Raw genomic sequence first — 24,068 nt, 5'->3', positions numbered from 1 at the left:
GTGCGCCTTGATTTGAAAAGGGGCGAAGCTCTAACTTGACCTTTGCTGCCAAAAGGAAATTTTTGCGCTCAAGCGCAGCGGATGGCGCAAACTTACGTTTGTTCGTCGCGAAAGCCGCCTTGGCACCTTGATATCTTAAGGTAAGCTGGCCGCAACCAAGGAGACGCAGCATGTCTGACCCCATCACTTTTGTCTTGGACGGCAAAGAAGTTACCGCTGAAAAAGGGCTGACCATTTGGGAAGTTGCACATGGCAGAGGGTTGGTGATCCCGCATCTGTGTCATAAGCCAGCCCCAGGCTACCGCCCTGATGGCAATTGCCGCGCCTGCATGGTCGAGATTGAAGGCGAGCGGACCCTGGCGGCTTCTTGTATTCGTGAACCCCAAGACGGCATGGTTGTACATACCAACACCGCACGCGCTGAGTCTGCGCGCAAGATGGTGGTCGAGATGCTACTGGCGGATCAGCCAGAGCGGGACCAAAGCCACGACAAATCCAGCCACCTCTGGGATATGGCTGATTTGAACGGGGTCAGCGAAAGCCGCTTTCCAAAACTCGAAGATGGCCGCATTCCTTTGTTGGACGCGTCACATGTTGCCATGAGTGTCAATTTGGATGCCTGTATTTCCTGTGGTCTCTGCGTACGCGCGTGTCGCGAAGTGCAGGTCAACGACGTGATTGGCATGGCGGGCCGCGGCCACGATGCCTATCCAACTTTTGATATCGCCGATCCTATGGGCACCTCATCCTGCGTGGCCTGTGGCGAATGTGTGCAAGCCTGCCCAACCGGGGCCCTGCTGCCCGCAACCGTGGTGGATGAAAATCAAGTTGGCGACAGCGCTGATTTTGACAGCGAAACCGAAAGCGTGTGCCCGTTTTGTGGCGTCGGCTGCAAGGTCTCACTCAAAGTCAAAGACGGCAAAGTCAAATATGTCGAAGGCGTCAACGGCCCAGCAAACGAAGGCCGCCTATGTGTCAAAGGCCGGTTTGGGTTTGACTATATCCACCATCCGCACCGGTTGACGAAACCACTGATCCGCCGCGACGATGCACCTGCCAAGGGGTTGAATGTCGATCCAGGTAATTTGGCCACGCATTTCCGCGAAGCCACTTGGGACGAAGCATTGAACTTGGCCGCCAACGGTCTGATGAAACTGCGCGACGAAAACCCCAAGAATGTCGCGGGATTTGGCTCGGCGAAATGCACCAACGAAGAAGCCTATTTGTTCCAAAAATTCATCCGTCAGGGCTTTAAACACAACAACGTTGATCACTGCACAAGGCTGTGCCACGCCTCATCCGTAACCGCGTTGATCGAAAACGTTGGCTCTGGTGCTGTGACCGCAACTTTCAACGAAATCGAAAATGCGGATGTGGCGATTGTCATTGGGGCAAACCCAATTGAAAACCACCCGGTTGCCGCAACCTATTTCAAACAGTTCACCAAACGCGGTGGCAAGCTTATTGTGATGGATCCGCGCGGCGTTGGCCTGCGTCGCTTTGCAGATGAAATGGTGCAATTCCGCCCCGGCGCCGATGTGTCGATGCTGAACGCGATTATGAATGTGATTGTCGAGGAAAAGCTCTACGACAGCCAATACATCGACCGCTGGACAGAAAACTGGGAGGCCGAAAAAGCCCACCTAGCGGGGTTCACGCCCGAGGCCATGAGCGAAATTTGTGGGGTTTCCCCCGATCAAATCCGTCGCGTGGCACGTACATTTGCCAAGGCAAAAGCGGGGCTAATCTTTTGGGGCATGGGCGTCAGCCAGCATATCCACGGCACCGACAATTCTCGCTGCCTGATTTCACTGGCGCTGATGACCGGAAATGTCGGCAAACCGGGGGCAGGCCTGCACCCGCTGCGTGGACAAAACAACGTTCAGGGGGCCTCGGATGCGGGTCTTGTGCCGATGTTCCTTCCCGATTACCAAACGGTGACCAGCGACGACGTGCGCAAATCCTTTACCGATGTTTGGGGTGGTGGCGATTTCAGCAATGAAAAAGGTCTGACTGTCACCGAAATTGTTGATCAAGTCTATGCTGGAAATATCAAAGGCATGTATATTCAGGGTGAAAACCCGGCAATGTCTGACCCCGATGTCGAACACGCGCGCGACGCGTTTGCCAAACTCGAGATGTTGATCGTTCAGGATATCTTTCTGACCGAAACCGCCAATTATGCGGATATCATCCTGCCGGCTTCTGCGCTTTACGAGAAAAACGGCACTGTCAGCAACACCAACCGTCAGGTTCAGCGCGTGCGCCCGGCCGTGACCCCGCCAGGCGACGCCCGCGAAGACTGGAAAATCACCGTCGAGCTGGCACAGCGCATAGGCCTGCCATGGGACTACAAAGAGGTTTCAGAGGTCTTTGCCGAAATGAAGCTGAACATGAACAGCCTCAACAATATCACCTGGGAGCGACTGGAAACAGAAACCGTAACCTACCCGTCGTTGTCGCCAACTGATCCCGGTCAGGCGATTGTATTTGGCGATGGTTTCCCACGCTCGGAGGGTCGGGCGCGCTTTACCCCAGCCAGCGTAATTGCCCCAGACGAGGCCCCAGACGCCGAATATCCGATGGTTCTGACCACCGGGCGGCAGCTTGAACATTGGCACACTGGGTCGATGACTCGCCGTTCGCTGGTTTTGGATGCGGTTGAGCCGGAAGCCAATTGTTCGTTGCACCCCAAAACACTGCGCCGAATGGGTGTTCAACCGGGCGAGATGCTGCGCCTGTCAACACGCCGCGGCACCATCGAGATTATGGCGCGCGCAGACCGCGCGGTGGCCGAGGATATGGTTTTTGTACCCTTTGCTTATGTCGAAGCCGCGGCAAATGTTCTGACCAACCCGGCCATCGACCCTTATGGTAAAATTCCAGAATTCAAATTCGCCGCCGTGCGCGTTGAAAAGGTCGAAAATCAGATCGCCAACGCCTAGCGCAAGATTCACATTGCGCGGGCTTCACATTTCTCAAAATACTCCCGCCGGAGGCTCCGTCGGGGCCTCTGGTTGCAAGGTTTGTGATTGGGGCTTAGGCCACTGCCAAAGCGCGATCCAGCCTTAAATACCCACGGCGCTGGGCCCGTTTGCGCAACCTATCGGCTGCTTCTGACGCCTCGCGTAGGTTGGAAAACGTGGTTTTCAACTCAATGCCTGCGCCACCAGCCACACCCCATTCGCAAAACACCGATACATGGTCAAACATGTCATAGCTTATTTCGACCCGATAATACCGAGGCCGGGCAGCGCGACGTTGACGATATAAGAGACATACAGCCATAGGTAGAGTTTAGCGTTCCATGTGGGAGGAGGCAACTATCCTGTGGAAGATCAGCGTTCAACCACAAATTAACATGGTGTTAATGCTTGAATTTGGTCGAAGAGATACATGGCTGCCCAGCCCTGTCAGAAAACGTCAGTGGGGTTACTGCATCGGATAATTCTGGGGGGAATTACCTTGATGGCTACGCGTAAGTGCATAGATAGCGAGTCAAACCCGCGCCTTTGCAGGCACGACATGCGAAAATGCAGAGGATAGACAATGGCAGCTCACTGGGACGATCTAAAAACCGTGATGCATTTGGTACGCGGGGGCTCGTTGGCGGCCGCTGCGGATGCGCTTGATGTTTCTTACACAACAGTCGCGCGCCGCGTTAAACGCGCCGAAGAAGACCTTGGTTTGCAACTCTTTGACAGGCTAGCCGATGGTTACCAAGCCACCGCCGCCGGTGAACGCGTCGCCGAAAAAGCCTCAGCGATGGAAATGGAAGAGCTGGATTTGATGCGCGGTCTTGTCAGCGAAGATCCAACGCTTTCTGGCTCGCTAACAGTCACAGCCCCACAGCTTGTTTGCTCGCAAATGCTGCTGCCTGTCTTTCAGGAATTCACTGAAAAGTATCCCGAAGTCGAGCTTCACATTCGGGCGGATGCGCAGCTTTTAGATCTTAATCGCCGCGAAGCTGACATTGCCATTCGGGTGAGTAACGAGCCGGGCGACTCATTGACGGGCCGCCGACTTGCGTCACAAAAATGCTTGGCCTATGGCACCCAAAAATGGGCGGATCTCATTGCCGAGGGCAGCAATGCCGAGGTCTCTTGGATCGCGCCAGAACGCATTCCAGCGGCGTTCAAGGATTTTGTGCCAGATTTGGGCAATGCCAAAGTGTGCCTGCGGTCCGACGATATGATCACTATGATCGAAGCCGCGCGCGCAGGTATGGGGGTCCTATGCCTGCCTGTATCTTTGGGTCGCAGTTACAGTGACCTTGTACAACTGCCGCTCCTGCCACCCTTGCCCTTTCCTGATATCTGGGCCGTTGCGCATCGTGATATCTGGCGGTCAGCGCGTGTCACGGCATTCCGTGAAATCTTGTTTGCGCATTTCAAATCCACAGAAGCGCTATTCAGGCTTTCAGAAACAGAAAGCCCCCGCGGATAAAGCGTCCAGCGGGGGAAGTGGGAGTGACTAAGCCCGGTACGTTACTGAGGCAGACGGCCCGAGTTTCCATTCTTGGAAGAGAAAATCAGTCTTAAGCTCCGATAAGGCCAATATAGCCCAATTCGGCACGACTTTCCAGATATTGTGTTTTCTTTGGCTCGAGGCGCTGTATGTTGAGCAGTTTTTTGCCGCTACATCCAGGTCACTTCCCCTAGAAAGATGTAACCAGCCCCGTAAATGGTCTTGATCAACTGCGGGTTTTTTGGGTCTTCGCGCAATTTGGTACGCAGCCGCGAAATGCGCACATCCATGGCTCGATCAAAGCTTTCCCCGGCGGCTCCCCCCAGGGTCTCTTGCATTTGGGCGCGGCTGATCAACCGGTTTGGGCTGTCAAGAAACAGGCGCAAAACCTCTCCCTCGGCATGGCTAAACGGCGTTTCAACGGCCTCTTCGTCAACCAGAACATAGCGATCAAAATAGGCGGTCCAGCCACTGAATTCCGCGGTATTAGAGCTTACCGCGGCAGGTTTTCCTTGCCGCAATCGCGCCCGCACTCGGGCCACGACCTCGGCAGGGTCAAACGGTTTGATGATATAATCGTCGGCCCCAAGTTCCAGGCCCGTGACCCGGTCTTGCACCTGGGCCCGTCCAGAAATGATGATCACCACTGCACCCTGCTCAAGCGCAAGCCGATGTACCAAGGTCAGGCCGTCTTTGTCAGGCAAACTCAGATCAACCAGACACACATCAGGGGTGAATTTGCGCAACGACGCTTCAAATTCAGTGGCGCGCCCAAAGCTCATGGTGCGAAATCCAGCGTCTTCCAAAGCATCTGACAAGATTTGCCGTATCTCTGGCTCGTCATCCAGAATGGTGACCAAAGGTGCCGTCATTATATGACCTCCAGAGCCAAAAACTTGGCCAGCGCACTCGCGCCAAATGGTTTGCTAAGAATGGGTGCTTGTGCAGCACCTTCGACATAAAGCGGGTGGGTTTGCGCCAAGCTTGTCATCAAGAACACAGGTATCGCATGCGGACCTGAATGCAACTGTTTTGCCAGATCAACACCCGTGGCCGCTCCCTCCAGCTTAACGTCTGACAGCACCATCGAAATGCCGGGAACTTGATCCAACAAAGATAATGCTTCATCCACCCGCGTCGCCTCAATCACCATATGTCCGATATCTGTCAGCATGCCGCGGATCAGGCCGCGTAATTCCGGATTGTCCTCGACCAACAAGGCAAGACCCGGCGTCGACATCGAGGGCACCCACCGCAGCGGCAAGCGCAAAGTGACCCTTGCCCCATTGCCCTTGTTTCCAATGCGAATCTCGCCCCCCATCAGCTTGATCGCGTCATAAACCATCGGCAGGCCCAGCCCCGATCCTTCGCTGCCTTTTGTGGTGAAAAACGGGTCTAAAGCGCGGTCCAAAACCCCATCGGGAAACCCACCGCCACTGTCTTGCACATCAATCTGCAACCAGGTGTCTTTCACAGCCGAAACCGAAATTTCTATCTTTCCGGTGTCACCACATGCATCACGTGCATTCAGGACAAGGTTCAAAAGACCGTCCTGCAACATGCCCCGATCCAGCAACAATGCGCGATCAGGGAAATCATTTTTGATCACTAGCAAGATTTCCGGAGGCAGGCTGGGAACGGCGATGGTTTCCAAATTTGCTAGCAGGTTTTTGATATGGGTGGGCTTCAACTGGGGTGTGCGCTGAGCGGTCATATCAGCGATGCGGTTCAACAGGGTGCCGCCACGCCGCGCCGCACCCAGTGTTGCTTCTACCAGTGCGGCAGCTTCGTCTGGCAAGGTCATTTTGCCCATTCGGCTTTGCATGCCCAAAATGATAGTCAGCAAGTTGGAAAAATCATGCGCCAACCCGCTGGTCATCTGTGCTGCCAATTCGCGTCTGTGGGTTTGCTGCAAGGCGGCCCGCGTTTGGGTCTCTTCGGTGATGTCCATCGACAAAATATAGACGCCCCGCGTTGCGTCCGGTTCGCCGTCCGGGGTCAAGGCCACGCGAATGCGGCGCGCACTTAAGACGTCATTGAACTCAAACACGCTGGGGCTGCCACCAAAAGCGGCAATAAGATGCGGTTCAATGTGTTCAAAAGCCGCGCGCCCCATGGTTTCTGAGATGGCAGCCCCGACAATATTGCTGGGGCGGCCAGGCATCACGGCTGTCAGCCGACGGTTAGAATAAGTATAGTTTCCATCCCGTCCGACATGCGCAATATGGGCGGGCATCATCTCTGCGGTTAGCCGCATCCGGGCTTCGCTCTCGATCAATTGGCGCTTGGCTTCTTCCAGCGCGACCACAGTGCTTTCCAGCTCTCGGTTCGCTGCTGACAATTCTTCGGCATACCGCAGCAGTTGATCTGACAGTTCTTCAGAGCGCCCGCGCAGCAATTCTTCTTGGCGTTTGCTGCGGGTGATATCGGTATAGACCGCAACCCAGCCGCCATCGGGCAAAGGCGAACCCTCTACGCTGATCCAGCGCCCGTCAGATCTTTGACGCTCCAAGTAATGCGGTTCAAAATTCAGCGCGCGCCTGACGCGTTCGCGCACCAAGGCTTCAACGTCGCTTGGGTCGCCATATTCCCCCCGCGAAGCGATCACCCGCAGGGTGTCTTCAAAAGAGGCCCCCGGCTCTAGCAGCGGACGGGGCATCTCAAACATCTCGCGGAACCGCGCATTGGCCACAACCAATTTCAGGTCACTGTCATAGATCGTGAGCGCCTGTTGAATCAGGTTCAATCCAGCCATCGTCATGGCTTGCGTTGTATCGGTCCTGGCAGACATTTGCGGCCTCCTCTCTCTTGGCTAGCACTGCAATATGCCCTTGGGGAAGGGGCAAATCCCACCTGTTACAATTCGTAAGGATTGGGAAATGTTCGAGAAAAAGTTGACGACCAATAATTAACCCACGCCTAATAAGGTAGAGAATCGCACCTGCGGTTTCAGCTCATAGTTGTGAGCTTGAGGGAGGAATGAATTTGGTACAGTCGTCACAGGCGACCGATGGGCTTATGTCCATCCCCGCACTATTGCAGCGCAATGTCGAAAAGTTCGGCACCAAGGCTGCCTATCGAGAAAAAGAATTTGGCATCTGGCAAAGCTGGACCTGGGCAGAAGCTGCCCAGGAAATAGAATCCTTTGCATTGGGTTTGATCAACCTCGGTGTCGGCGAGGGCGATTTTGTCGCCATCATCGGCCGCAACCGTCCCTATTTCTACTGGGCCATGGTTGCGATTCAATCCGCTGGCGCTGTCCCAGTGCCGGTCTACCAAGACAGTGCCGCCGAAGAGATGGCGCATGTCTTGGCAAACTGTGGCGCGCAATACGCCGTGGTTGAGGATCAGGAACAAGTCGATAAGGTCATCGATATTCTTGATCAGCTGTCAGAATTTAAGCACATGATCTATGTGGACCCGCGCGGACTGCGGAAATATGACCACACAACATTGCATGAATATTCGCATGTCCAAAACCAAGGGCGCGCTGCCTATGATGAATATATCGGCGAACTAAAAAGCCGCAGCGCCAAGCTGACCTACGACAGCATCTGCGTCATGCTTTATACCTCTGGGACAACCGGCAAGCCCAAGGGCGTTGTCCTGTCTAATCGCAATATCATTGAAAGCGCCAAAAACGCGTCTGAATTTGATGGGCTGCACAAAAACGACGAGGTATTTGCCTATTTGCCTATGGCTTGGGTTGGCGATTTCATCTTCTCGATCGGTCAGGCCTATTGGACAGGCCTCAGCGTCAATTGTCCTGAATCTGAAAGCACAATCAGCGCAGATTTGCGTGAAATTGGCCCGACGTACTTTTTCGCCCCACCACCGGTATTTGAAAAACACCTCACCGAGGTGATGATCCGGATGGAAGATTCCGGACGTTTCAAAAAGTGGTTGTTTGATCACTACATGGCGCATGCCAACAAAGTTGGTCCAGCTATTTTGGATGGTAAATCCGTTGGGCTTTGGGATCGGCTCCAGTACAAACTGGGTGAATTATTTGTCTACGGACCACTGAAAAACACCCTTGGCTTGTCTCGGGTGCGGGTTGGATATACCGCGGGCGAGGCCATCGGCCCCGAGCTTTTTGATTTCTACCGCAGCCTCGGCATCAACCTTAAACAGCTATACGGCCAGACCGAAGCGACGGTGTTTATCACGCTTCAGCCCAACGGTCAGGTGCGCGCCGATACTGTCGGTGTGCCCGCGCCTCAGGTCGAACTTAAGATCGATGACTCCGGAGAGATCTATTATCGCTCGCCGGGCGTATTTGTCGAATATTACAACAACCCAGAAAGCACGGCGTCCACCAAAGACGCTGACGGCTGGGTTGCCACGGGCGATGCTGGCTTTATCGAAGAGAAGTCTGGCCATCTGCGCATCATTGACCGCGTCAAAGACGTGGGCAAATTGATTGACGGCAGTATGTTTGCACCAAAGTTCGTCGAGAACAAAATGAAGTTCTTCCCGGACGTCCTGGAAGTGGTGTTGTTTGGCAATGGCAAAGATCGCTGCGTGGCCTTTATCAACATCGACCTCACCGCGGTGGGCAATTGGGCGGAACGCAATAACATCGCCTATGCCTCTTACCAAGAATTGGCTGGACATCCCAAGGTTCTAGACACCATCCAAGAGCACGTGGAAACCGTGAACAAGTCAGTTGCCGAAGACACGATGCTGTCAGGCTGCCAAATTCACCGCTTTCTTGTATTGCACAAAGAACTTGATGCCGATGATGGCGAAATGACTCGCACACGCAAAGTGCGGCGCAAGATTGTCGAGGAGAAATTCTCGGATCTGGTGACAGCGCTGTATGACGGGTCTTCTGAAATTCACACCACAACCGAAGTGACTTACGAGGATGGCCGCAAAGGCAGCATCAGCGCCACGCTAGAGCTGCGCGATGCTGCAGTTGTGCCGGTTGGTATCCAAAAGGTGGCTGCAGAATGAACGATATGACCCCCGATAGCTATGTCACCAGCGACGGCCGCACGATTGGCGGCGTTGTCATGGAGATGAAAAACATCACCCTGCGTTTTGGTGGTGTGGTCGCGATCCAGGATATTAGTTTTGACATTCGTCAGGGCGAAATCCGTGCGATCATTGGTCCAAACGGGGCTGGTAAATCCTCGATGCTGAACGTTATTTCAGGGTTCTACAAACCCCAAGAAGGTCAGGTCATCTACAAAGGCAAGCCGCGCCCCGCGATGCGCCCCTATCAGGTGGCACGTCAAGGCATTGCACGAACCTTCCAAAACATCGCCTTGTTCGAAGGCATGTCGGTGCTCGACAACGTCATGACCGGACGCATCAATCAGATGAATGCCGGCTTGTTCAGCCAGGCCCTGTGGAAAGGCCGCGCCGAAACGGAAGAAGTCGAAAATCGCGAGGCCGTCGAACGCATCATCGACTTTCTTGAAATTCAACACATCCGCAAAACGCCTGTTGGCCGGCTGCCATATGGGTTGAAAAAACGCGTCGAACTGGCGCGGGCCTTGGCCGCAGAGCCTTCTATTCTTCTGCTGGACGAACCGATGGCCGGCATGAACGTCGAAGAAAAAGAGGACATGAGCCGCTTTATCCTGGACGTAAACGATGAATTTGGCACGACAATTGCCCTGATCGAACACGATATGGGCGTTGTCATGGATCTGTCTGACCGCGTGGTTGTGATGGATTACGGCAAGAAAATCGGTGACGGCACCCCACAAGAGGTGCGCAGCAACCAAGACGTCATCGACGCCTATCTGGGGGTCGCTCATGACTAATCCAACACTCACGAAATGCGGAGGTCTGCGCCATGTCTGACCAATTAATTTTTGGCATGGAGGTCTTTTTGAATGGCCTCATGGCTGGCGTGCTCTATGCGCTTGTCGCATTGGGCTTTGTCCTGATTTACAAAGCTTCTGGCATCTTTAACTACGCTCAGGGTGTGATGGCGCTGTTCTCGGCACTCACACTCGTGGGGATCATGGAGGGCCAGATCCCCTTTGCCCATGTGATCAATGCGATCTTTGGCACGGAAATCCATCACTTTGGTTGGCATGTCCCCGGCATTCTGGCCATTGCACTGACCATGGTTGTCATGGTGGTGCTGGCGGTTTGTGTGCAAAAATTCCTGTTCCGCCATCTTGTCGGCCAAGAGCCGATCATCTTGTTTATGGCCACCATTGGTCTGGCATACTTTTTGGAAGGTGTCGGTGACCTGATGTGGGGCTCCGAGATCAAAAAGCTGGATGTTGGGCTGCCCCAGGGCATCAACCTGGTGATTGACGAAGTCACCGCTGGTTGGTTCGGCTATGGGTTCTTTATCGACAACCTTGATATCGTGGCGACGGTGATTGCTGCCTTGCTGGTCGCAGCGCTGGTGATCTTTGCGCAATATACCAAGCAAGGCCGCGCCATGCGTGCGGTGGCGGATGACCACCAAGCCGCGCTGTCTGTTGGTATTTCCCTGAACTTCATCTGGGTGATGGTCTGGTCTGTGGCTGGCTTCGTCGCACTGGTGGCCGGCATCATGTGGGGCACAAAGTCAGGCGTTCAGTTCTCGCTCTCTCTGATCGCTCTGAAAGCACTACCCGTTTTGATGCTCGGTGGCTTTACTTCCATCCCTGGCGCGATTGTTGGGGGCTTGATCATCGGGGTTGGCGAGAAACTCTTTGAATTTGCGATTGGCCCATTGGTGGGTGGCGCAACCGAAAACTGGTTCGCTTACGTGCTCGCCCTGATCTTTCTGGTGTTCCGTCCGCAAGGCCTATTTGGGGAGAAGATCATTGAACGCGTCTAGCTTACCGCAGCTTCCCCTCACCCTCACATCCCTAGCACTACATCGGGAGTTTTGATCCATGTTCTATCGTGAAGCGGGCGATTTCAAAACGTCTTACGCCGAAGACAACCAGACGTTCCCGATCAAATTTGATCGCTATCGTTACTATGCAGTGATGTTTGCGGCCTTTGCTGTCGTGCCATTCCTGATCAACGACTATTGGGTCAACGCAATCTTCTTGCCCTTCCTGATCTATTCCATCGCAGCCATTGGCCTGAATATTCTGGTTGGGTATTGTGGTCAGGTCAGCCTGGGCACCGGTGGCTTTATGGCAGTAGGCGCCTATGCCTGCTACAAGTTGATGACCAGTTTCCCCGAAGTCAGCATCTTTTTTCACGTCATACTCGCGGGCGGTGTCACCGCCTTGGTCTGTATCCTGTTTGGCCTGCCGTCGTTGCGCATCAAAGGGTTTTACCTTGCGGTGGCTACCCTTGCGGCACAGTTTTTTCTGGTCTGGTTGTTCAATCGCGTGCCGTGGTTTTACAACTATTCAGCTTCAGGTCAGATCAACTCGCCAGAACGCACCGTCTTTGGCATCGCAGTCACGGGTCCGCATACCTCGGCTTGGGCAACCTATTTGTTCTGCTTGGTGTTCCTGACCGCCTGCGCTTTGATTGGCCGCAACCTGACGCGCGGCATGGTTGGCCGTAAATGGATGGCCATTCGCGACATGGATATTGCGGCCGAAATCATTGGGGTGAACCCACTTAAGGCCAAAATCTCTGCCTTTGGTGTCTCAGGCTTCTTTGTCGGCATCTCCGGTGCATTGCTCTTTGCTGTTTACCTTGGGGCCGCCGAAGCTGGCGACAGCTTTGGCATCAACAAAAGCTTTCTGGTGCTCTTCATGATCATCATTGGCGGTCTGGGCTCTATCTTTGGCAGCTTTGCTGGGGCGGCCTTTCTGGTCCTGCTGCCAGTGCTGCTGAAAAACGTCCTTGTGGGCGTGCTTGGATGGCCCACTGACATGGCTGCGCATCTTGAATTCATCATTGTTGGGGGGCTGATCATCACATTCCTGATCCTTGAACCCCATGGCCTTGCCCAGCTTTGGCGCGTGGCAAAAGAAAAACTGCGTCTCTGGCCCTTTCCGCACTAAGGCGGGGCCTCTGGCAACCAAAACTTAACACTTAAGGGGTGATCAACATCCCATCAGTCGGATTACCTAAGGGAGGAAACACCGATGAAATTGAAATTAGCAACCCTAGCGCTTGGCGCAACGATGGCAGCAGCCCCTGCGATGGCTGACCTTGTATTCCCATCGCTCAGCTATCGCACAGGCCCCTTTGCCGCAGGTGGTATTCCATTTGCCGACGGTTATGCAGATTACTTTACGCTGCTCAACGAACGCGATGGCGGCATTGGTGGGGAATTGACCCAGGTGCCAGAATGCGAAACAGCCTATAACACCGAGAAAGGTGTGGAATGCTACGAAGCGACCAAAGATTCCGGCGCTTTGATCTATCAACCCTTGTCCACAGGCATCACCTATCAGCTGATCCCCAAGGTCACCGCAGATGGCATTCCGCTGCACACCATGGGCTATGGCCGGACTTCTGCGAAAAACGGCAAAGTCTTTAGCCACGTGTTCAACTATCCAGCCAACTATTGGGATGGGGCCTCTGCGGGCGTAAACCACTTCCTCGAAAAATCCGGTGGGTCACTCGAAGGCAAAAAGATCACATTGCTGCACTTCAACGGTGCCTATGGCCGCGAGCCAATCCCGACATTGGAAGCATTGTCTGAAAAGCACGGCTTTGATTTCAACGCGATCCCAATTGACTACCCGGGCCAAGAGCAAAAATCTCAGTGGCTGCAAATCCGTCGCGAACGTCCAGATTTCGTTCTGTTCTGGGGCTGGGGCGTCATGAACCAAGTTGCGATCCAAGAGGCGGCTAACATCCGTTTTGACATGGAAAACTTCATGGGCATCTGGTGGTCTGGTTCCGAGAATGACGTGAAACCGGCGGGCGACGGCGCAAACGGCTACAAAGCGCTGCAGTTTCATAACGTTGGCAATGATTATCCAGTATTTGACGATATCCAGAAATATGTTGTGGATAGCGGCAAAGCAGCGGGTGCAGGCGATCAAATCGGGACGGTTTTGTACAACCGTGGCGTCTATGCAGCCTTCCTCGCGGCCGAAGCTGCCAAGCAAGCGCAAAAAGCAAACGGTACGTCTGCCATCAATGCTGCAATGATGCGTGATGCGATGGAAAGCCTTGAAATCAATGCGGAAATCATGACCGCTGCGGGCCTTCCAAACTTTGGTCCAGAATTCAATGTTACCTGCACCAACCACGGTGGTGAAGGCATGGCTGCAGTGGCGCAATGGGATGCCGGTGCTGCCAGCTGGTCGTTGATTTCTGACTTTGCCCCTGCAGACGCCTCTGTAGTTGGGCCGCTGATTGATGCGGACTCCGCAGCATATGCCGCAGAAAACAACATCGAAATGGGCTGCAACTAAGCTCTGTTTGCCTGGCCGGCACCGTCGGCCAGGCACCTTCTGAATATAGGAACAACGCTCATGTTTGACGCGCCCCCAACCGAAGAAAACCTGCTTGAGGTCAACAATATCGAGGTGATTTACAATCACGTTATCCTGGTGCTGAAAGGCGTCAGTCTCAATGTGCCAAAGGGCGGAATCACGGCGCTTTTGGGTGGCAACGGTGCTGGCAAAACCACGACTCTCAAAGCCATTTCTAACCTGCTGCATTCTGAACGCGGAGAGGTGACCAAAGGGTCGATTTCTTATCGTGGCAAACGCGTGCAGGATCTGGATCCCGCATCGCTTGTCAAAACCGGTGTGATTCAGGTCATGGAAGGCCGGCATTGCTTCGAGCATCTGACTGTTGAAGAAAACATTCTGACCGGGGCTTATACCCGCACAGACAATCGCGCCGACATTCAGCGCGATCTGGAAATGGTCTATTCGTATTTCCCACGTCTCAAAGAACGCCGCAAATCCCAAGCGGGCTATACCTCGGGTGGCGAGCAGCAAATGGTTGCTATGGGCCGCGCCTTGATGAGCCGACCGGAAACCATCCTGCTGGACGAGCCGTCCATGGGGTTGGCACCGCAATTGGTTGAACAGATTTTTGAAATTGTGAAATCCGTAAACGAAAAAGAAGGCGTTAGCTTTTTGCTGGCAGAGCAGAACACCAATGTTGCGCTGCGCTATGCCCACTACGGCTATATCCTGGAATCAGGCCGCGTTGTCATGGACGGTCCAGCCGCAGATTTGCGTGAAAACCCCGACGTCAAAGAATTCTACCTTGGCGTTTCCGAAGAAGGCCGCAAATCCTTTCGCGACGTGCGCTCTTACCGTCGCCGCAAACGGTGGCTCAGCTAATATGCCTACAGGTCATCCAGAACAGCGGTCAGTGCTTTCTTGGCCTCTGCGCGTGTCTTGCAAGTCGTATTGTGCAACCGCACCTGCAGCGAGACACGGTCCAAATCTTCGCGCTGTTCGGGTGACAAACCATATTGCACCGCCCCCAAAGCGGCCCCTTCAAGCAGCCGGCGCAGTCGAAATGACCAACGTATCCATGCGGGCTGATCGACTTCAAACCCTGTGTTGCAAGTCAGCAAAAACCACCGACGACGTGTCTGTTTAATCCGTTGTTCCACGTAACCAAAATAGGCATCCACATCGCCTGCATTTCGAAATCTGAGGTCTGAATGATCCAGCTCCAAAATCAGATGATCCGGTTCAAACCGCAAACGTTGGTCAAAATCGGCGACGTTCATTGGGGTGCGCGCTTGCGCGAGGGTTTCTTGGCGCGCAGAGGTCAGCTCGGCCACGCGTTTCAACGCAGACTCCCGATCCGCCAGCAAATTGGCGTCAAAATTCTCGGATTGGGCGCGGCTTTCAATCTCCAGCCGGGTTTCCGGGGTGGCGTCACAGCGCACCGATCCCTGACTATGGGCCAAATTCAGCCGTTTGCCGCGCAAGGCAAATGTGGGCCAAGCTTTGGGCGTGATGTGGCAGCGCGAATAATTCACCAGAAAAAACCATTTGCTATGGCCGCTCTCGGCTATGCGTTGCTCGATGCGATCATAAAACCGATGCACAACGTCAGCATTGGCAAAGTGGAAAGACGAAAAATCCGCCTCCATGCATTCCAGATCCTCGTGAAACTGCAAGCGCTGGTCAAACCCGTGGGTGAACGAGTTTGTCGCAGTTTCGGCATTCATCACGGAATCAGACGTTCCTGGCATTGCACGACTTTCTTGAGTGGGCGTCACGCGAAATCTTGCCTTCAAGACGTAAACAAATCCTTCGTGCGGGCCGCGAAAATTCATAAAATCAAAAAGGATCGGGACTATGCGCCGGTATTTTGACGACTTAGAAACCAGATCTTCGGATGCAAGGGCTGCTGATTTGGCAGGTGCTTTGCCCAAACAAATTGCGCGGGTCAAAGCATTGGCGGGCTATGCGGCGGCATTTGCCGATGTGGACGCAGCAGAGATCACCTCTGCGGATAAGCTGGCCTCTTTGCCCGTCTTGCGCAAATCTGACATCGGAAAGGCTCAGGCCAAACACCCACCCCTCGGAGGGTTCAACGCGATTCCAGTTTCGGATTTCTCTCATATCTTCCAGTCTCCTGGGTCGATTTACGAGCCCGGAAAAATCAGCCATGACTGGTGGCGCATGGGGCGGTTCTTGCATGCCTGTGGCATCGGGCGGGGCGATATTGTGCAAAACTGCTTTGGCTATCACCTGACCCCCGCTGGTATGATCTTTGAAAACGGTGCACAGGCTGTCGGGGCCACAGTTGTACCTGCTGGAACAGGCCAAACCGAACTGCAGGTGCAGGCCGCCGACGCTATTGGTGCCACCGCCTATGCAGGCACGCCTGATTACCTAAAAGTAATCTTGGATTGCGCCGATGCGCTTGGGACCCGCTTGGCCTTTACCAAAGCGGTGGTTGGGGGTGGGGCGCTCTTTCCCAGTTTGCGCCAGGAATACGCTGATCGTGGCATCACTTGCCTTCAGTCTTATGCCACCGCCGATTTGGGCAATATCGCCTATGAAACCCCCGCCCTCGACGGGCTTGTGATTGATGAACATGTGATTGTCGAAATCGTCACACCGGGCACTGGATCACCCGTGGTCCCCGGCCACGTTGGCGAAGTTGTGGTCACCAGTTTGAACCCAGATTACCCACTGATCCGTTTTGCCACCGGCGACCTTTCCGCCGTTTTACCGGGGCAAAGCCCCTGCGGCCGCACAAATATGCGCATCAAAGGCTGGATGGGCCGCGCCGATCAAACCGCCAAAATCAAAGGCATGTTTGTGCGCCCCGAGCAGGTTGCCGCCCTAGTAGAGCGGCATGAGGATGTTGCCAAAGCGCGGGTGATTGCCTCACGCGAAGGCGAAATGGATATCATGACCGTGCAACTTGAAACCGATGTCAGTGACAGCGATCTTTATCGCGACAGTGTGGTTGGGCTGCTCAAGCTGAAAGGCCGCATCGAATTGGTTGCTCCAGGGACCCTGCCCAACGATGGCATCGTGATCGAAGACAAGCGCAAATACGACTAAACGGATTTTCCTCCCCGTCAAAGGCGCGCCTCTAGGGGCGCGCTTTTTCGTATTTTTCCCCGCCAATTTCCCAAATCTTTGCTCTAGCCTTGATTATAGCGCACACTGAGACCGGGGTGCTGACACAAGTAGGGGGGAACCAAAATGCGTTTTCTGATGGCGGCCTTGACCGCAAGTCTTATCTTTGCAGGCACCGCAGGGGGCGCCCGTGACCTGGCGTTGCTCATTGACCAACAGGACTATCGGTATTTGCCTGACCTGCGCAATGACCGTGCCCTAGAGGACCTGTCCCAAGATCTTCAGCAAGCGGGTTTCGAAGTCACCCGCCTGAAGGATGCACGACTTGGTGCCATGCGCGCCGCCTTGTTTTCCACCCAAGCCAGCGCCCAATCGGAACCCGGGCGTTTGTTGATCGTATTGCGCGGTCACGTGCTGAGCGATGGGCGCGACAATTGGCTTGTGGCACAGGACGCTCGCCGTCCGGACGGATTTGACATCGGTAGCAAGGCCATTGCGCTTGGTTCAATGGACACGACGTTGCAGGCTGCGGCGGGGCATGCTGTTCTGGCGGTGATCACCCAGCCAGCTCCGCTCAGTGGGCTGGCGGATCTGACAGCAACCACACAGGCCCACCCGGTGCCTCAGGGAGTCACAACGGTCTTTGGCCCGCAAGCAGATGTTGTGCGGTCTCTTTCGCAATTGCTTCAACCAGGCGTCACTTCGCAAGAGGTCGCGCAAAATGCAGGCCGCGCCACAATCGCCGGTTTCCGGTCGCGCAATGTGGCCTTCACTCCCGAGGAAACGCCACAACAACCTTTGCAAGATATGGGCGAGCTGGCCTATTGGAGTGCTGTGCGAGACATCGGCAGCAAAGAGGCGCTAGATGCCTATTTGAACCGCTATCCGACGGGGCGCTTTGTGACCGAAGCCCGCCGGTTGATATCGCAACAGATTTCAGATCGTGAAACGCAAATTCAACAAGCAGAACAATCTCTTGGCTTGAACCGATCCCAACGCCGCAACATTCAAAAAGACCTCAATACTTTGGGGTATAACACGCGCGGAGTTGACGGGGTGTTTGGCCCTGCCACGCGCAGCGCAGTGGCCGCTTGGCAGGCAGATACGGGCTATGAGGCTCATGGTTATCTCAATTTGGATCAATTGCGCGACCTACAGGAATTTGCCCGCTTGCGCGCCGCAGAACTCGAGGAAGAAGCCCGCCGTCGTCGCGCCATCCAAGACGCCAGAGACCGGGCTTATTGGCAAGATACCGGGGCACGTGACACCGAGGCGGGTTATCGCAGCTATTTGCGTGAGTTCCCCAATGGGGTGTATGCCACCCTGGCGCGGGACCGGCTGCAAGACATCGAAAACGCGCGCCGCCCAACCCAAGATCAGCTGGAACGCACCGCTTGGAACACAGCCAGCACGCAAAACACCGAACGGGCCTATCAAAACTTCCTTAACGATTTTCCAAACGGGCTCTTTGCGCCCGAAGCTCAGGCGCGTTTGTCAGCCCTACGCAGTCAGGCCAGCGATGATGAAGCGCGCAAACGCTATCTGCGCGCCGAGCAATCTGTGGTGGGCAACTCAGCGGCGCGCTTGCTGATTGAAACCCGCCTGTCGCGCCTTGGGCTTGATCCCGGCCCGGTGGACGGCAATTTCAACGAACAGACCCGCGCGGCTTTGCGCCAACTGCAAAAGTCGCGCAATATGCAGCCCACGGGTTATGTCAATCAGGCCACTATGTTGCAGCTGTTGCTGGGGCGATAATCTTGCAAAAGCCGCTTAGGTTTGCAGGCACCTGATGCCCACAAATGGCCCTATTTGCACACTATACTTGCTGTTGACCTCAGATTTGGGCCACGATTCGTTGTTTTTGGCCCATCAACAGCCAGCAAAGGACACGTCATGCCCGCGACGTATACAGACCAGTTTTGGATAATTGATCCCTATGCTCCGCCCGCGGTGGGCACCACTTTGACCGTGCAAAAATATGAAATGGTCGACCAGGATGATGACGGTGACATTGGCAGCGTCAGCACAGGATCAACCCCCGATACAATCAACGGGCTGGATGTCACGCGGGCCTATCCCGGCGATACAATCACCGTGGATCTGGCGGGGGGCGGAACCACCACAATAACCGGCACAACCTTCTATCTCTCAGATGGCACCCAGGTGTTCACCCCTACCGACGGCAGTGTCTTAGAGGACTCTGATCTGGTGTCGACAACCTATGTGTCTTCAACCGGCGAATTGGATGTCGCAGACCTCGGGCCACCCTGTTTGGTCAAGGGCACACAGGTTGACACTCCGATGGGTTTGATCCCGGTCGAAAACCTCAAGGCTGGCATGTCTGTGCTGGGCCAAGACGGGCAACACCTGACGCTACGTATGGTGCTTTCCACCGAATTGTCAGCTGCGCGACTGGCGGAAAACCCCAAGCTACAACCGATCTGCATTGTGTCAGGCGCGCTGGGCCATGGCTTGCCAAAACGCGACCTCAAAGTCTCGCGCCAACATCGCATGGTGGTGAATACCCCCGTGGTTTCGCGCATGTTTGATCAGCCCGAAGTGCTTGTGCCCGCAATCAAATTAACCTCTTTGCCCGGCATATATGTCGATAGCACCGCAAGCGCTGTCACCTATTTTCACTTGGTGTTTGATCAGCACGAAATCATCTTTGCCGAAGGTGCGGCCACCGAAAGCCTTTATACTGGTCCCGAGGCTTTGAAATCGATATCGCCAGAGGCCCGAAGCGAGTTGTTTGCGCTGTTTCCTGATCTCAAACGTCGCCCGAAGTTAAAGATCGCCGCGGCGCGCCACATTCCCAGCGATAGCAAACAAAAGGCATTGGTCAATCGCTTGGCCAAAAACCAGCAACCCGTTCAAAAAGACGTGTTGCCAAGTTGATATCCACAAGTTGATATCCAGCTGGCAAACATCCTTCTGCCATAAAAAAAGCCGCTCCAAAAAGGAGCGGCCTTCTATCTCTGCCAAAACGGCGTCGGGAAATTAACCCTGACGTGCTTTGAAACGCGGTTGCGTCTTGTTGATGACGTAAACGCGGCCCTTACGGCGCACAACACGGCAATCGCGGTGACGCTGCTTGAGCGAGCGGAGTGAGTTCTTGACCTTCATGGGTCTTCTCCTTAGTCGCGGCGCGGCGTGCGCCTGTTACGGGCGGCCCAGAGTGGGCCAGTGAATTCATGGTGGGCGATACAAGGATCGAACTTGTGACCCCTTCGATGTCAACGAAGTGCTCTACCGCTGAGCTAATCGCCCATGAAACCTTTGCAGAACTTCGCCCCTTAATAAAAAGGAGCGCGGAAACCCCGCGCTGGTGGAGCGGTCTATAAAAGGAGTCGCAGAGGGGATCAAGGGCTTTCGGCAATTATCTTTTTTGGGCTATGCTTTATTTTGAACAGGAGAGCAAATGCCCGCACGCGCCTTTATATTAGACCGCCCAGCCGAATGCACGTCATCGGTGGTTTTTGCGTCGCCACACAGCGGCAATGATTACCCCGAGTGGTTTTTAAAGCGCACTATTTTGCCTGGCCTGGCGATCCGCAGCTCTGAAGATGCCTTTGTAGACAGGCTTTTTGACCATGCTCCCGAGGTTGGTGCCCCGTTTCTAAGGGCCGCAGCACCACGCGCCTTTATCGACTATAATCGCAGCGCAGAAGAGCTGGATCCGGCATTGATCGCAGGCGTGCGAAAATTGGGAAACAACCCGCGCGTGGCCTCGGGTCTTGGGGTGATTCCCCGCGTGGTGGCCAATGGCCAGCCCATCTATCGGGGAAAATTGCGTCTGGAGGAGGCCGAAGAGCGCCTAAATGGCTATTGGCGGCCCTATCATCTGGCACTACAGGGGCTGCTGGATGACGCGCGTGCCCAATTTGGGCAGGCGATTCTGATTGATTGCCATTCCATGCCCCGCGAAGCTTTGGATGCATCCGGCGGGAGTAAGGCCCGGCGGCCGCAAATTGTACTTGGGGACCGTTTTGGGGCCTCGGCTGATCCACGGGTCATCAACGGTGTTGAAGCGGCCTTTGTGAATGCCGGTTTTGTGGTGTCGCGTAATGCACCGTTTGCTGGTGCCTACGTGACCCAAAACTATGGCCGCCCGTCGCGCAACCAGCACGCCATCCAGGTTGAAATCGACCGCTCGCTTTACATGGATGAAACACGCATCACCCCAAATGCCAATTTTGAGGCTTTCCGCCAGTCCCTGCGCAGCGCCATCGCGGACATCGTAACCCTGGGTCGGCCGCTGCAAAAGCTTGCCGCCGAATAACCCGTGAAGGCGTGCGGGGGCTTTGCCCCCATCGTTGAAACAGGTTTCACCGATCCCCCCAGAGTATTTTTAGAAAGATGAAGTGCGGGGCTAACGAATGCCGCGGCCCTTTTGGATTGCATCTGAACCAAACCGCGCACGAATGGCGTCGGTGGCGCGTTCGGCTTTGCGCCGTTGCGCGGCCTTTGGGTCCAGAAAATCGCCGCTAAGGTCAGCAATACTTTCGTCCACGATGTCAGATATTCCAACCCCAATCAGTCGGTAAGGGCCCTGGTTGCCCACCTGGTCAAACAGCCCGCGCGCTGTCTGATAAATGGTGTCTGCCATCTGGGTGGCATCCCGCAAACTCAGCCGGCGCGAGATCAGCGAAAAATTTGCCCGTTTCAGTTTTAGCGTCACCACGCGGCCGGCTTTTCCCTTGGCTTTGGCGCGGTCCGCCACCTGTTCGCTCAGCCGCCAAAGATGGCCATCCAGCAAATCAACGCTGCTGGTGTCCTCAAAAAACGTGGTTTCCTTGCTGATGCTTTTGACCGGATTGCGGGCAGACACTTTGCGTTTGTCTTGGCCGCGCGCCAGATGCCACAGCCGATAGCCCATCGACCCAAAACGCTCGGACAAATCCCGTTGATCCCAGCGCAGCAAATCGGAAAACGTGCGAATGCCCGCGCGTTCCAGCCCCTCTTGCGCCGCAGGTCCGACGCCCCAGATCATCCGCACCGGCTTGTCGCACAGAAACGCATCGGTTTCTGCCGCGCCAATCACCGCAAACCCCTGGGGTTTATCCAGATCGCTGGCGACTTTGGCCAAAAATTTGTTGTGCGACAGTCCAATGGACCCGGTCACCCCAATTTCTTCCTTCATGCGTTTCACCAAACGCGCCAGCATCACCGCTGGCGGGTGCCCATGGAGCCGCGCCGTGCCACCCAAATCCATAAAAGCCTCGTCCAAAGACAAGGGTTCCACCGAGGGCGTCAACGCGTCCATCAAAGCGCGAATTTTGCGGCTGGTCTCTACATAAACCGACATGCGTGGTCGCACGACCACCGCATCCGGGCACAGTTTTAGCGCCTGAAACATCGGCATCGCCGACCTGACCCCGCGAATGCGCGCCACATAACACGCGGTTGATACAACTCCGCGCTTGCCACCGCCAATGATCACCGGCTTGTCGGCCAGCTCGGGGTTGTCGCGCTTTTCCACGCTTGCGTAAAAGGCATCGCAATCCATATGTGCAATAGTCAGGTCAAACAATTCGTCATGTGCCACGATTCGCAGACTGCCGCACTGTGGACAGCGGCGCGTCACGGGCACCTCATTTAAACATTCGCGGCACAGGGCTGGCATTTGCATACTCTTATGAACGACCTGCCCAATATAGCATTCCAGCGTGGCAATCACATCCGCTTTTGCGGGGCCAAGCTGACAGTTTTTGTCGGCAGTCAGATTGTCACTTTGCTACGCGATGACATTGCCAGCATCCCAATGCCCAATCATTGGGACTTGCCGGGGGGCGGGCGCGAAGCCGATGAAAGCGCCTGGGACTGCGCCACCCGAGAAACCTTAGAAGAGGTAAATTTGGACCTGCGTGCCACAGAGCCAAGTTGGGCGCGGGCTTATCAAAGGCAGGGGCATCTGACTTGGTTTTTTGTGGCACATGTTCCAGCAAGTCGCGCCGCAGAGCTTGTGCTTGGGGACGAGGGGCAGGCTTTCAAACTGATGCAGGTTGACGAATATCTGACCCACCCCAAAGCCATTGCATATTTTCAAAAACGCTTGGCAGACTGGATCGCCGGTTCATAGCGCATTTTGTACCCTGTTGCCCAACTGTTGGCTTTTGTTCCTATTGAATTGCTGTCAAATTGCCAGCGAAACAACCGCTATGAACAAAGTAAAGGAGTATGAGTATGGGACTAGGGGATATGCTTGGCAAAGCCGTCGGTGCCTTGGGCGGCGTTGATGAAATCGTGTCGAAAATCAGCGAAAGTGGCGTTGATTTGTCGGCTTTGGCCAGTCTTGATGCCGAGGCGGTCACAGCCTTGCTTACAGAAAACGGCATCGACCTTTCAATGTTGGAAGGCCTTGGCCTGTCGGTCGAAGATGTGATCGAAAAGGTTAAAGAACACCTCGCGTGAACTCCGCGCAAAAGACGCAAAAGGGCACCCATTGTGGTGCCCTTTTTCAGTCAAGCTTGGATTGCGCGGCCTTAAACAGTTGCAAGCTCATCCACGATGGCTTGTGCGGCACCCTTTGGATTTTCGGCCTGCCAGATTGGGCGACCCACAACGATGTGATCTGCCCCATCCGCCACAGCACTTGCTGGTGTCGCAACCCGTTTTTGATCCCCTAATGCCGCCCCCGCTGGGCGCACGCCAGGCGTGACAATCAAACGCCCCTGTGCTTCGGGCAGCGCGCGGATCAAGGCGGCTTCTTGCGGGCTGGCGATCACGCCATCCGCCCCGGCTTCTAAGGCGCGGCCTGCGCGTTCCTGCACCAGATCCTTGATATCGCCGTCTTTGATCAGCGCGCCATCCAGGTCCGCCCGGTCAAGAGAAGTCAAAATCGTCACCGCCAAGATCTTTAGGTCTTTGCCAGCCGCGCCCTCTTTGGCAGCTTTCACCACATAGGGGTCGCCATGGACCGTCAGAAAATCCAGATCAAATTGCGCCAGGCCACGCACCGCATTTTCAACGGTTGCGCCGATATCAAACAGCTTCATATCCAGAAAAATGCGCTTGCCGTGTTCGCTTTTTAGTTCGTTGGCGAGCGCCAAACCACCGCCGGTCAACATGCCCAGGCCAATCTTATAAAACGATGCGGCGTCACCAATGGTCTCGGCAAGTTTCAAGCCTTGCAGGGCATTGGGGACATCAAGGGCGACAATTAGGCGATCATCAGACATGGCAAGCTCCGGCGCAAAGAAA

General features: G+C 54.9%; 21 protein-coding genes and 1 tRNA gene. 14 read left to right on the top strand and 8 right to left on the bottom strand.

Annotated elements, in window-relative coordinates:
• The first annotated feature begins 170 nt into the window (after positions 1–170).
• Positions 171–2,945: a formate dehydrogenase subunit alpha gene (gene fdhF, locus ABXG94_RS12360; RefSeq protein WP_353534593.1), complete on the top strand. Its 2,775-nt coding sequence runs from the start codon at positions 171–173 to the stop codon at positions 2,943–2,945.
• Between the two features lie 94 nt (positions 2,946–3,039).
• On the opposite strand, the gene ABXG94_RS12355 is transcribed toward fdhF, so the two are convergent.
• Complete coding sequence (locus tag ABXG94_RS12355; protein ID WP_353534591.1) at positions 3,040–3,288, bottom strand: WGR domain-containing protein; 249 nt, start codon at positions 3,286–3,288, stop codon at positions 3,040–3,042.
• A gap of 261 nt (positions 3,289–3,549) precedes the next feature.
• Here ABXG94_RS12355 and ABXG94_RS12350 point away from each other — a divergent pair, with 261 nt between their 5' ends.
• A complete protein-coding gene (locus ABXG94_RS12350; RefSeq protein WP_353534589.1) occupies positions 3,550–4,446 on the top strand; it encodes a LysR family transcriptional regulator in 897 nt (298 codons plus the stop codon).
• Between the two features lie 191 nt (positions 4,447–4,637).
• Here the strand turns inward: ABXG94_RS12350 and ABXG94_RS12345 are convergent, their stop codons facing one another.
• Together ABXG94_RS12345 and ABXG94_RS12340 are read right to left on the bottom strand one after the other, a co-directional pair.
• Positions 4,638–5,339 carry a response regulator transcription factor gene (locus tag ABXG94_RS12345; protein WP_353534587.1) on the bottom strand — a complete coding sequence of 234 codons (702 nt, stop codon included), beginning with the start codon at positions 5,337–5,339 and terminating at the stop codon, positions 4,638–4,640.
• Positions 5,339–7,258 (bottom strand): hybrid sensor histidine kinase/response regulator, encoded by a 1,920-nt coding sequence (locus ABXG94_RS12340; RefSeq protein ID WP_353534585.1) that lies wholly within the window; start codon positions 7,256–7,258, stop codon positions 5,339–5,341. Before ABXG94_RS12340 ends, ABXG94_RS12345 begins: the two co-directional genes overlap by 1 nt.
• Before the next feature lie 188 nt (positions 7,259–7,446).
• Between ABXG94_RS12340 and ABXG94_RS12335 the strand changes: the two genes are divergently transcribed.
• The 6 genes from ABXG94_RS12335 to ABXG94_RS12310 all read left to right on the top strand — a co-directional run bounded on the left by ABXG94_RS12335 (position 7,447) and on the right by ABXG94_RS12310 (position 14,651).
• Positions 7,447–9,426, top strand: a complete 1,980-nt coding sequence (locus tag ABXG94_RS12335; RefSeq protein WP_353534584.1) for an AMP-binding protein — start codon at positions 7,447–7,449, stop codon at positions 9,424–9,426.
• Complete coding sequence (locus tag ABXG94_RS12330; RefSeq protein WP_353534582.1) at positions 9,423–10,244, top strand: ABC transporter ATP-binding protein; 822 nt, start codon at positions 9,423–9,425, stop codon at positions 10,242–10,244. Before ABXG94_RS12335 ends, ABXG94_RS12330 begins: the two co-directional genes overlap by 4 nt.
• A gap of 32 nt (positions 10,245–10,276) precedes the next feature.
• Positions 10,277–11,263 (top strand): branched-chain amino acid ABC transporter permease, encoded by a 987-nt coding sequence (locus ABXG94_RS12325; RefSeq protein ID WP_353534581.1) that lies wholly within the window; start codon positions 10,277–10,279, stop codon positions 11,261–11,263.
• A 58-nt stretch (positions 11,264–11,321) separates the two neighbouring features.
• The gene (locus ABXG94_RS12320; RefSeq protein ID WP_353534580.1) at positions 11,322–12,398 is read left to right on the top strand and encodes a branched-chain amino acid ABC transporter permease; all 1,077 of its coding nucleotides are present in this window, start codon (positions 11,322–11,324) and stop codon (positions 12,396–12,398) included.
• A gap of 84 nt (positions 12,399–12,482) precedes the next feature.
• On the top strand, positions 12,483–13,766 hold the full coding sequence (locus ABXG94_RS12315) for an ABC transporter substrate-binding protein (RefSeq protein WP_353534579.1): 1,284 nt from the start codon (positions 12,483–12,485) through the stop codon (positions 13,764–13,766).
• 60 nt (positions 13,767–13,826) lie between these two features.
• Positions 13,827–14,651 carry an ABC transporter ATP-binding protein gene (locus tag ABXG94_RS12310; protein WP_353534578.1) on the top strand — a complete coding sequence of 275 codons (825 nt, stop codon included), beginning with the start codon at positions 13,827–13,829 and terminating at the stop codon, positions 14,649–14,651.
• 5 nt (positions 14,652–14,656) lie between these two features.
• On the opposite strand, the gene ABXG94_RS12305 is transcribed toward ABXG94_RS12310, so the two are convergent.
• Positions 14,657–15,520: a hypothetical protein gene (locus ABXG94_RS12305; RefSeq protein ID WP_353534576.1), complete on the bottom strand. Its 864-nt coding sequence runs from the start codon at positions 15,518–15,520 to the stop codon at positions 14,657–14,659.
• 106 nt (positions 15,521–15,626) lie between these two features.
• On the opposite strand from ABXG94_RS12305, the gene ABXG94_RS12300 reads away from it, so the two are divergent.
• From ABXG94_RS12300 to ABXG94_RS12290, 3 genes are all read left to right on the top strand, one after another.
• Entirely contained in the window at positions 15,627–16,847 is a 1,221-nt protein-coding gene (locus ABXG94_RS12300) for a phenylacetate--CoA ligase family protein (protein ID WP_353534575.1), read from the top strand.
• A 144-nt stretch (positions 16,848–16,991) separates the two neighbouring features.
• The gene (locus ABXG94_RS12295; RefSeq protein ID WP_353534573.1) at positions 16,992–18,620 is read left to right on the top strand and encodes a peptidoglycan-binding domain-containing protein; all 1,629 of its coding nucleotides are present in this window, start codon (positions 16,992–16,994) and stop codon (positions 18,618–18,620) included.
• 138 nt (positions 18,621–18,758) lie between these two features.
• Positions 18,759–19,763: a Hint domain-containing protein gene (locus tag ABXG94_RS12290; protein WP_353534572.1), complete on the top strand. Its 1,005-nt coding sequence runs from the start codon at positions 18,759–18,761 to the stop codon at positions 19,761–19,763.
• Between the two features lie 102 nt (positions 19,764–19,865).
• Here ABXG94_RS12290 and ykgO read toward each other — a convergent pair whose 3' ends face one another.
• Both ykgO and ABXG94_RS12280 read right to left on the bottom strand, forming a co-directional pair.
• A complete protein-coding gene (gene ykgO, locus ABXG94_RS12285; RefSeq protein ID WP_024810264.1) occupies positions 19,866–19,991 on the bottom strand; it encodes a type B 50S ribosomal protein L36 in 126 nt (41 codons plus the stop codon).
• A 69-nt stretch (positions 19,992–20,060) separates the two neighbouring features.
• Positions 20,061–20,135: transfer RNA gene (locus ABXG94_RS12280), tRNA-Val, on the bottom strand.
• A 151-nt stretch (positions 20,136–20,286) separates the two neighbouring features.
• On the opposite strand from ABXG94_RS12280, the gene ABXG94_RS12275 reads away from it, so the two are divergent.
• Entirely contained in the window at positions 20,287–21,147 is an 861-nt protein-coding gene (locus ABXG94_RS12275; RefSeq protein WP_353534571.1) for an N-formylglutamate amidohydrolase, read from the top strand.
• Positions 21,148–21,237: 90 nt separating this feature from the next.
• Here the strand turns inward: ABXG94_RS12275 and ABXG94_RS12270 are convergent, their stop codons facing one another.
• Positions 21,238–22,491, bottom strand: a complete 1,254-nt coding sequence (locus ABXG94_RS12270) for a DNA polymerase IV (RefSeq protein WP_353534570.1) — start codon at positions 22,489–22,491, stop codon at positions 21,238–21,240.
• On the opposite strand from ABXG94_RS12270, the gene ABXG94_RS12265 reads away from it, so the two are divergent.
• Both ABXG94_RS12265 and ABXG94_RS12260 read left to right on the top strand, forming a co-directional pair.
• A complete protein-coding gene (locus tag ABXG94_RS12265; protein ID WP_353534568.1) occupies positions 22,492–22,947 on the top strand; it encodes an NUDIX domain-containing protein in 456 nt (151 codons plus the stop codon).
• Between the two features lie 98 nt (positions 22,948–23,045).
• Positions 23,046–23,279, top strand: a complete 234-nt coding sequence (locus ABXG94_RS12260) for a hypothetical protein (protein ID WP_353534567.1) — start codon at positions 23,046–23,048, stop codon at positions 23,277–23,279.
• 71 nt (positions 23,280–23,350) lie between these two features.
• On the opposite strand, the gene pyrF is transcribed toward ABXG94_RS12260, so the two are convergent.
• On the bottom strand, positions 23,351–24,046 hold the full coding sequence (pyrF, locus tag ABXG94_RS12255; protein ID WP_353534565.1) for an orotidine-5'-phosphate decarboxylase: 696 nt from the start codon (positions 24,044–24,046) through the stop codon (positions 23,351–23,353).
• Positions 24,047–24,068: the final 22 nt, after the last annotated feature.

Origin of the sequence: Cognatishimia sp. WU-CL00825, from assembly GCF_040364665.1 — a bacterium.
Lineage (GTDB): Bacteria > Pseudomonadota > Alphaproteobacteria > Rhodobacterales > Rhodobacteraceae > Cognatishimia.
This window is presented reverse-complemented; position numbering and strand designations above follow the sequence as displayed.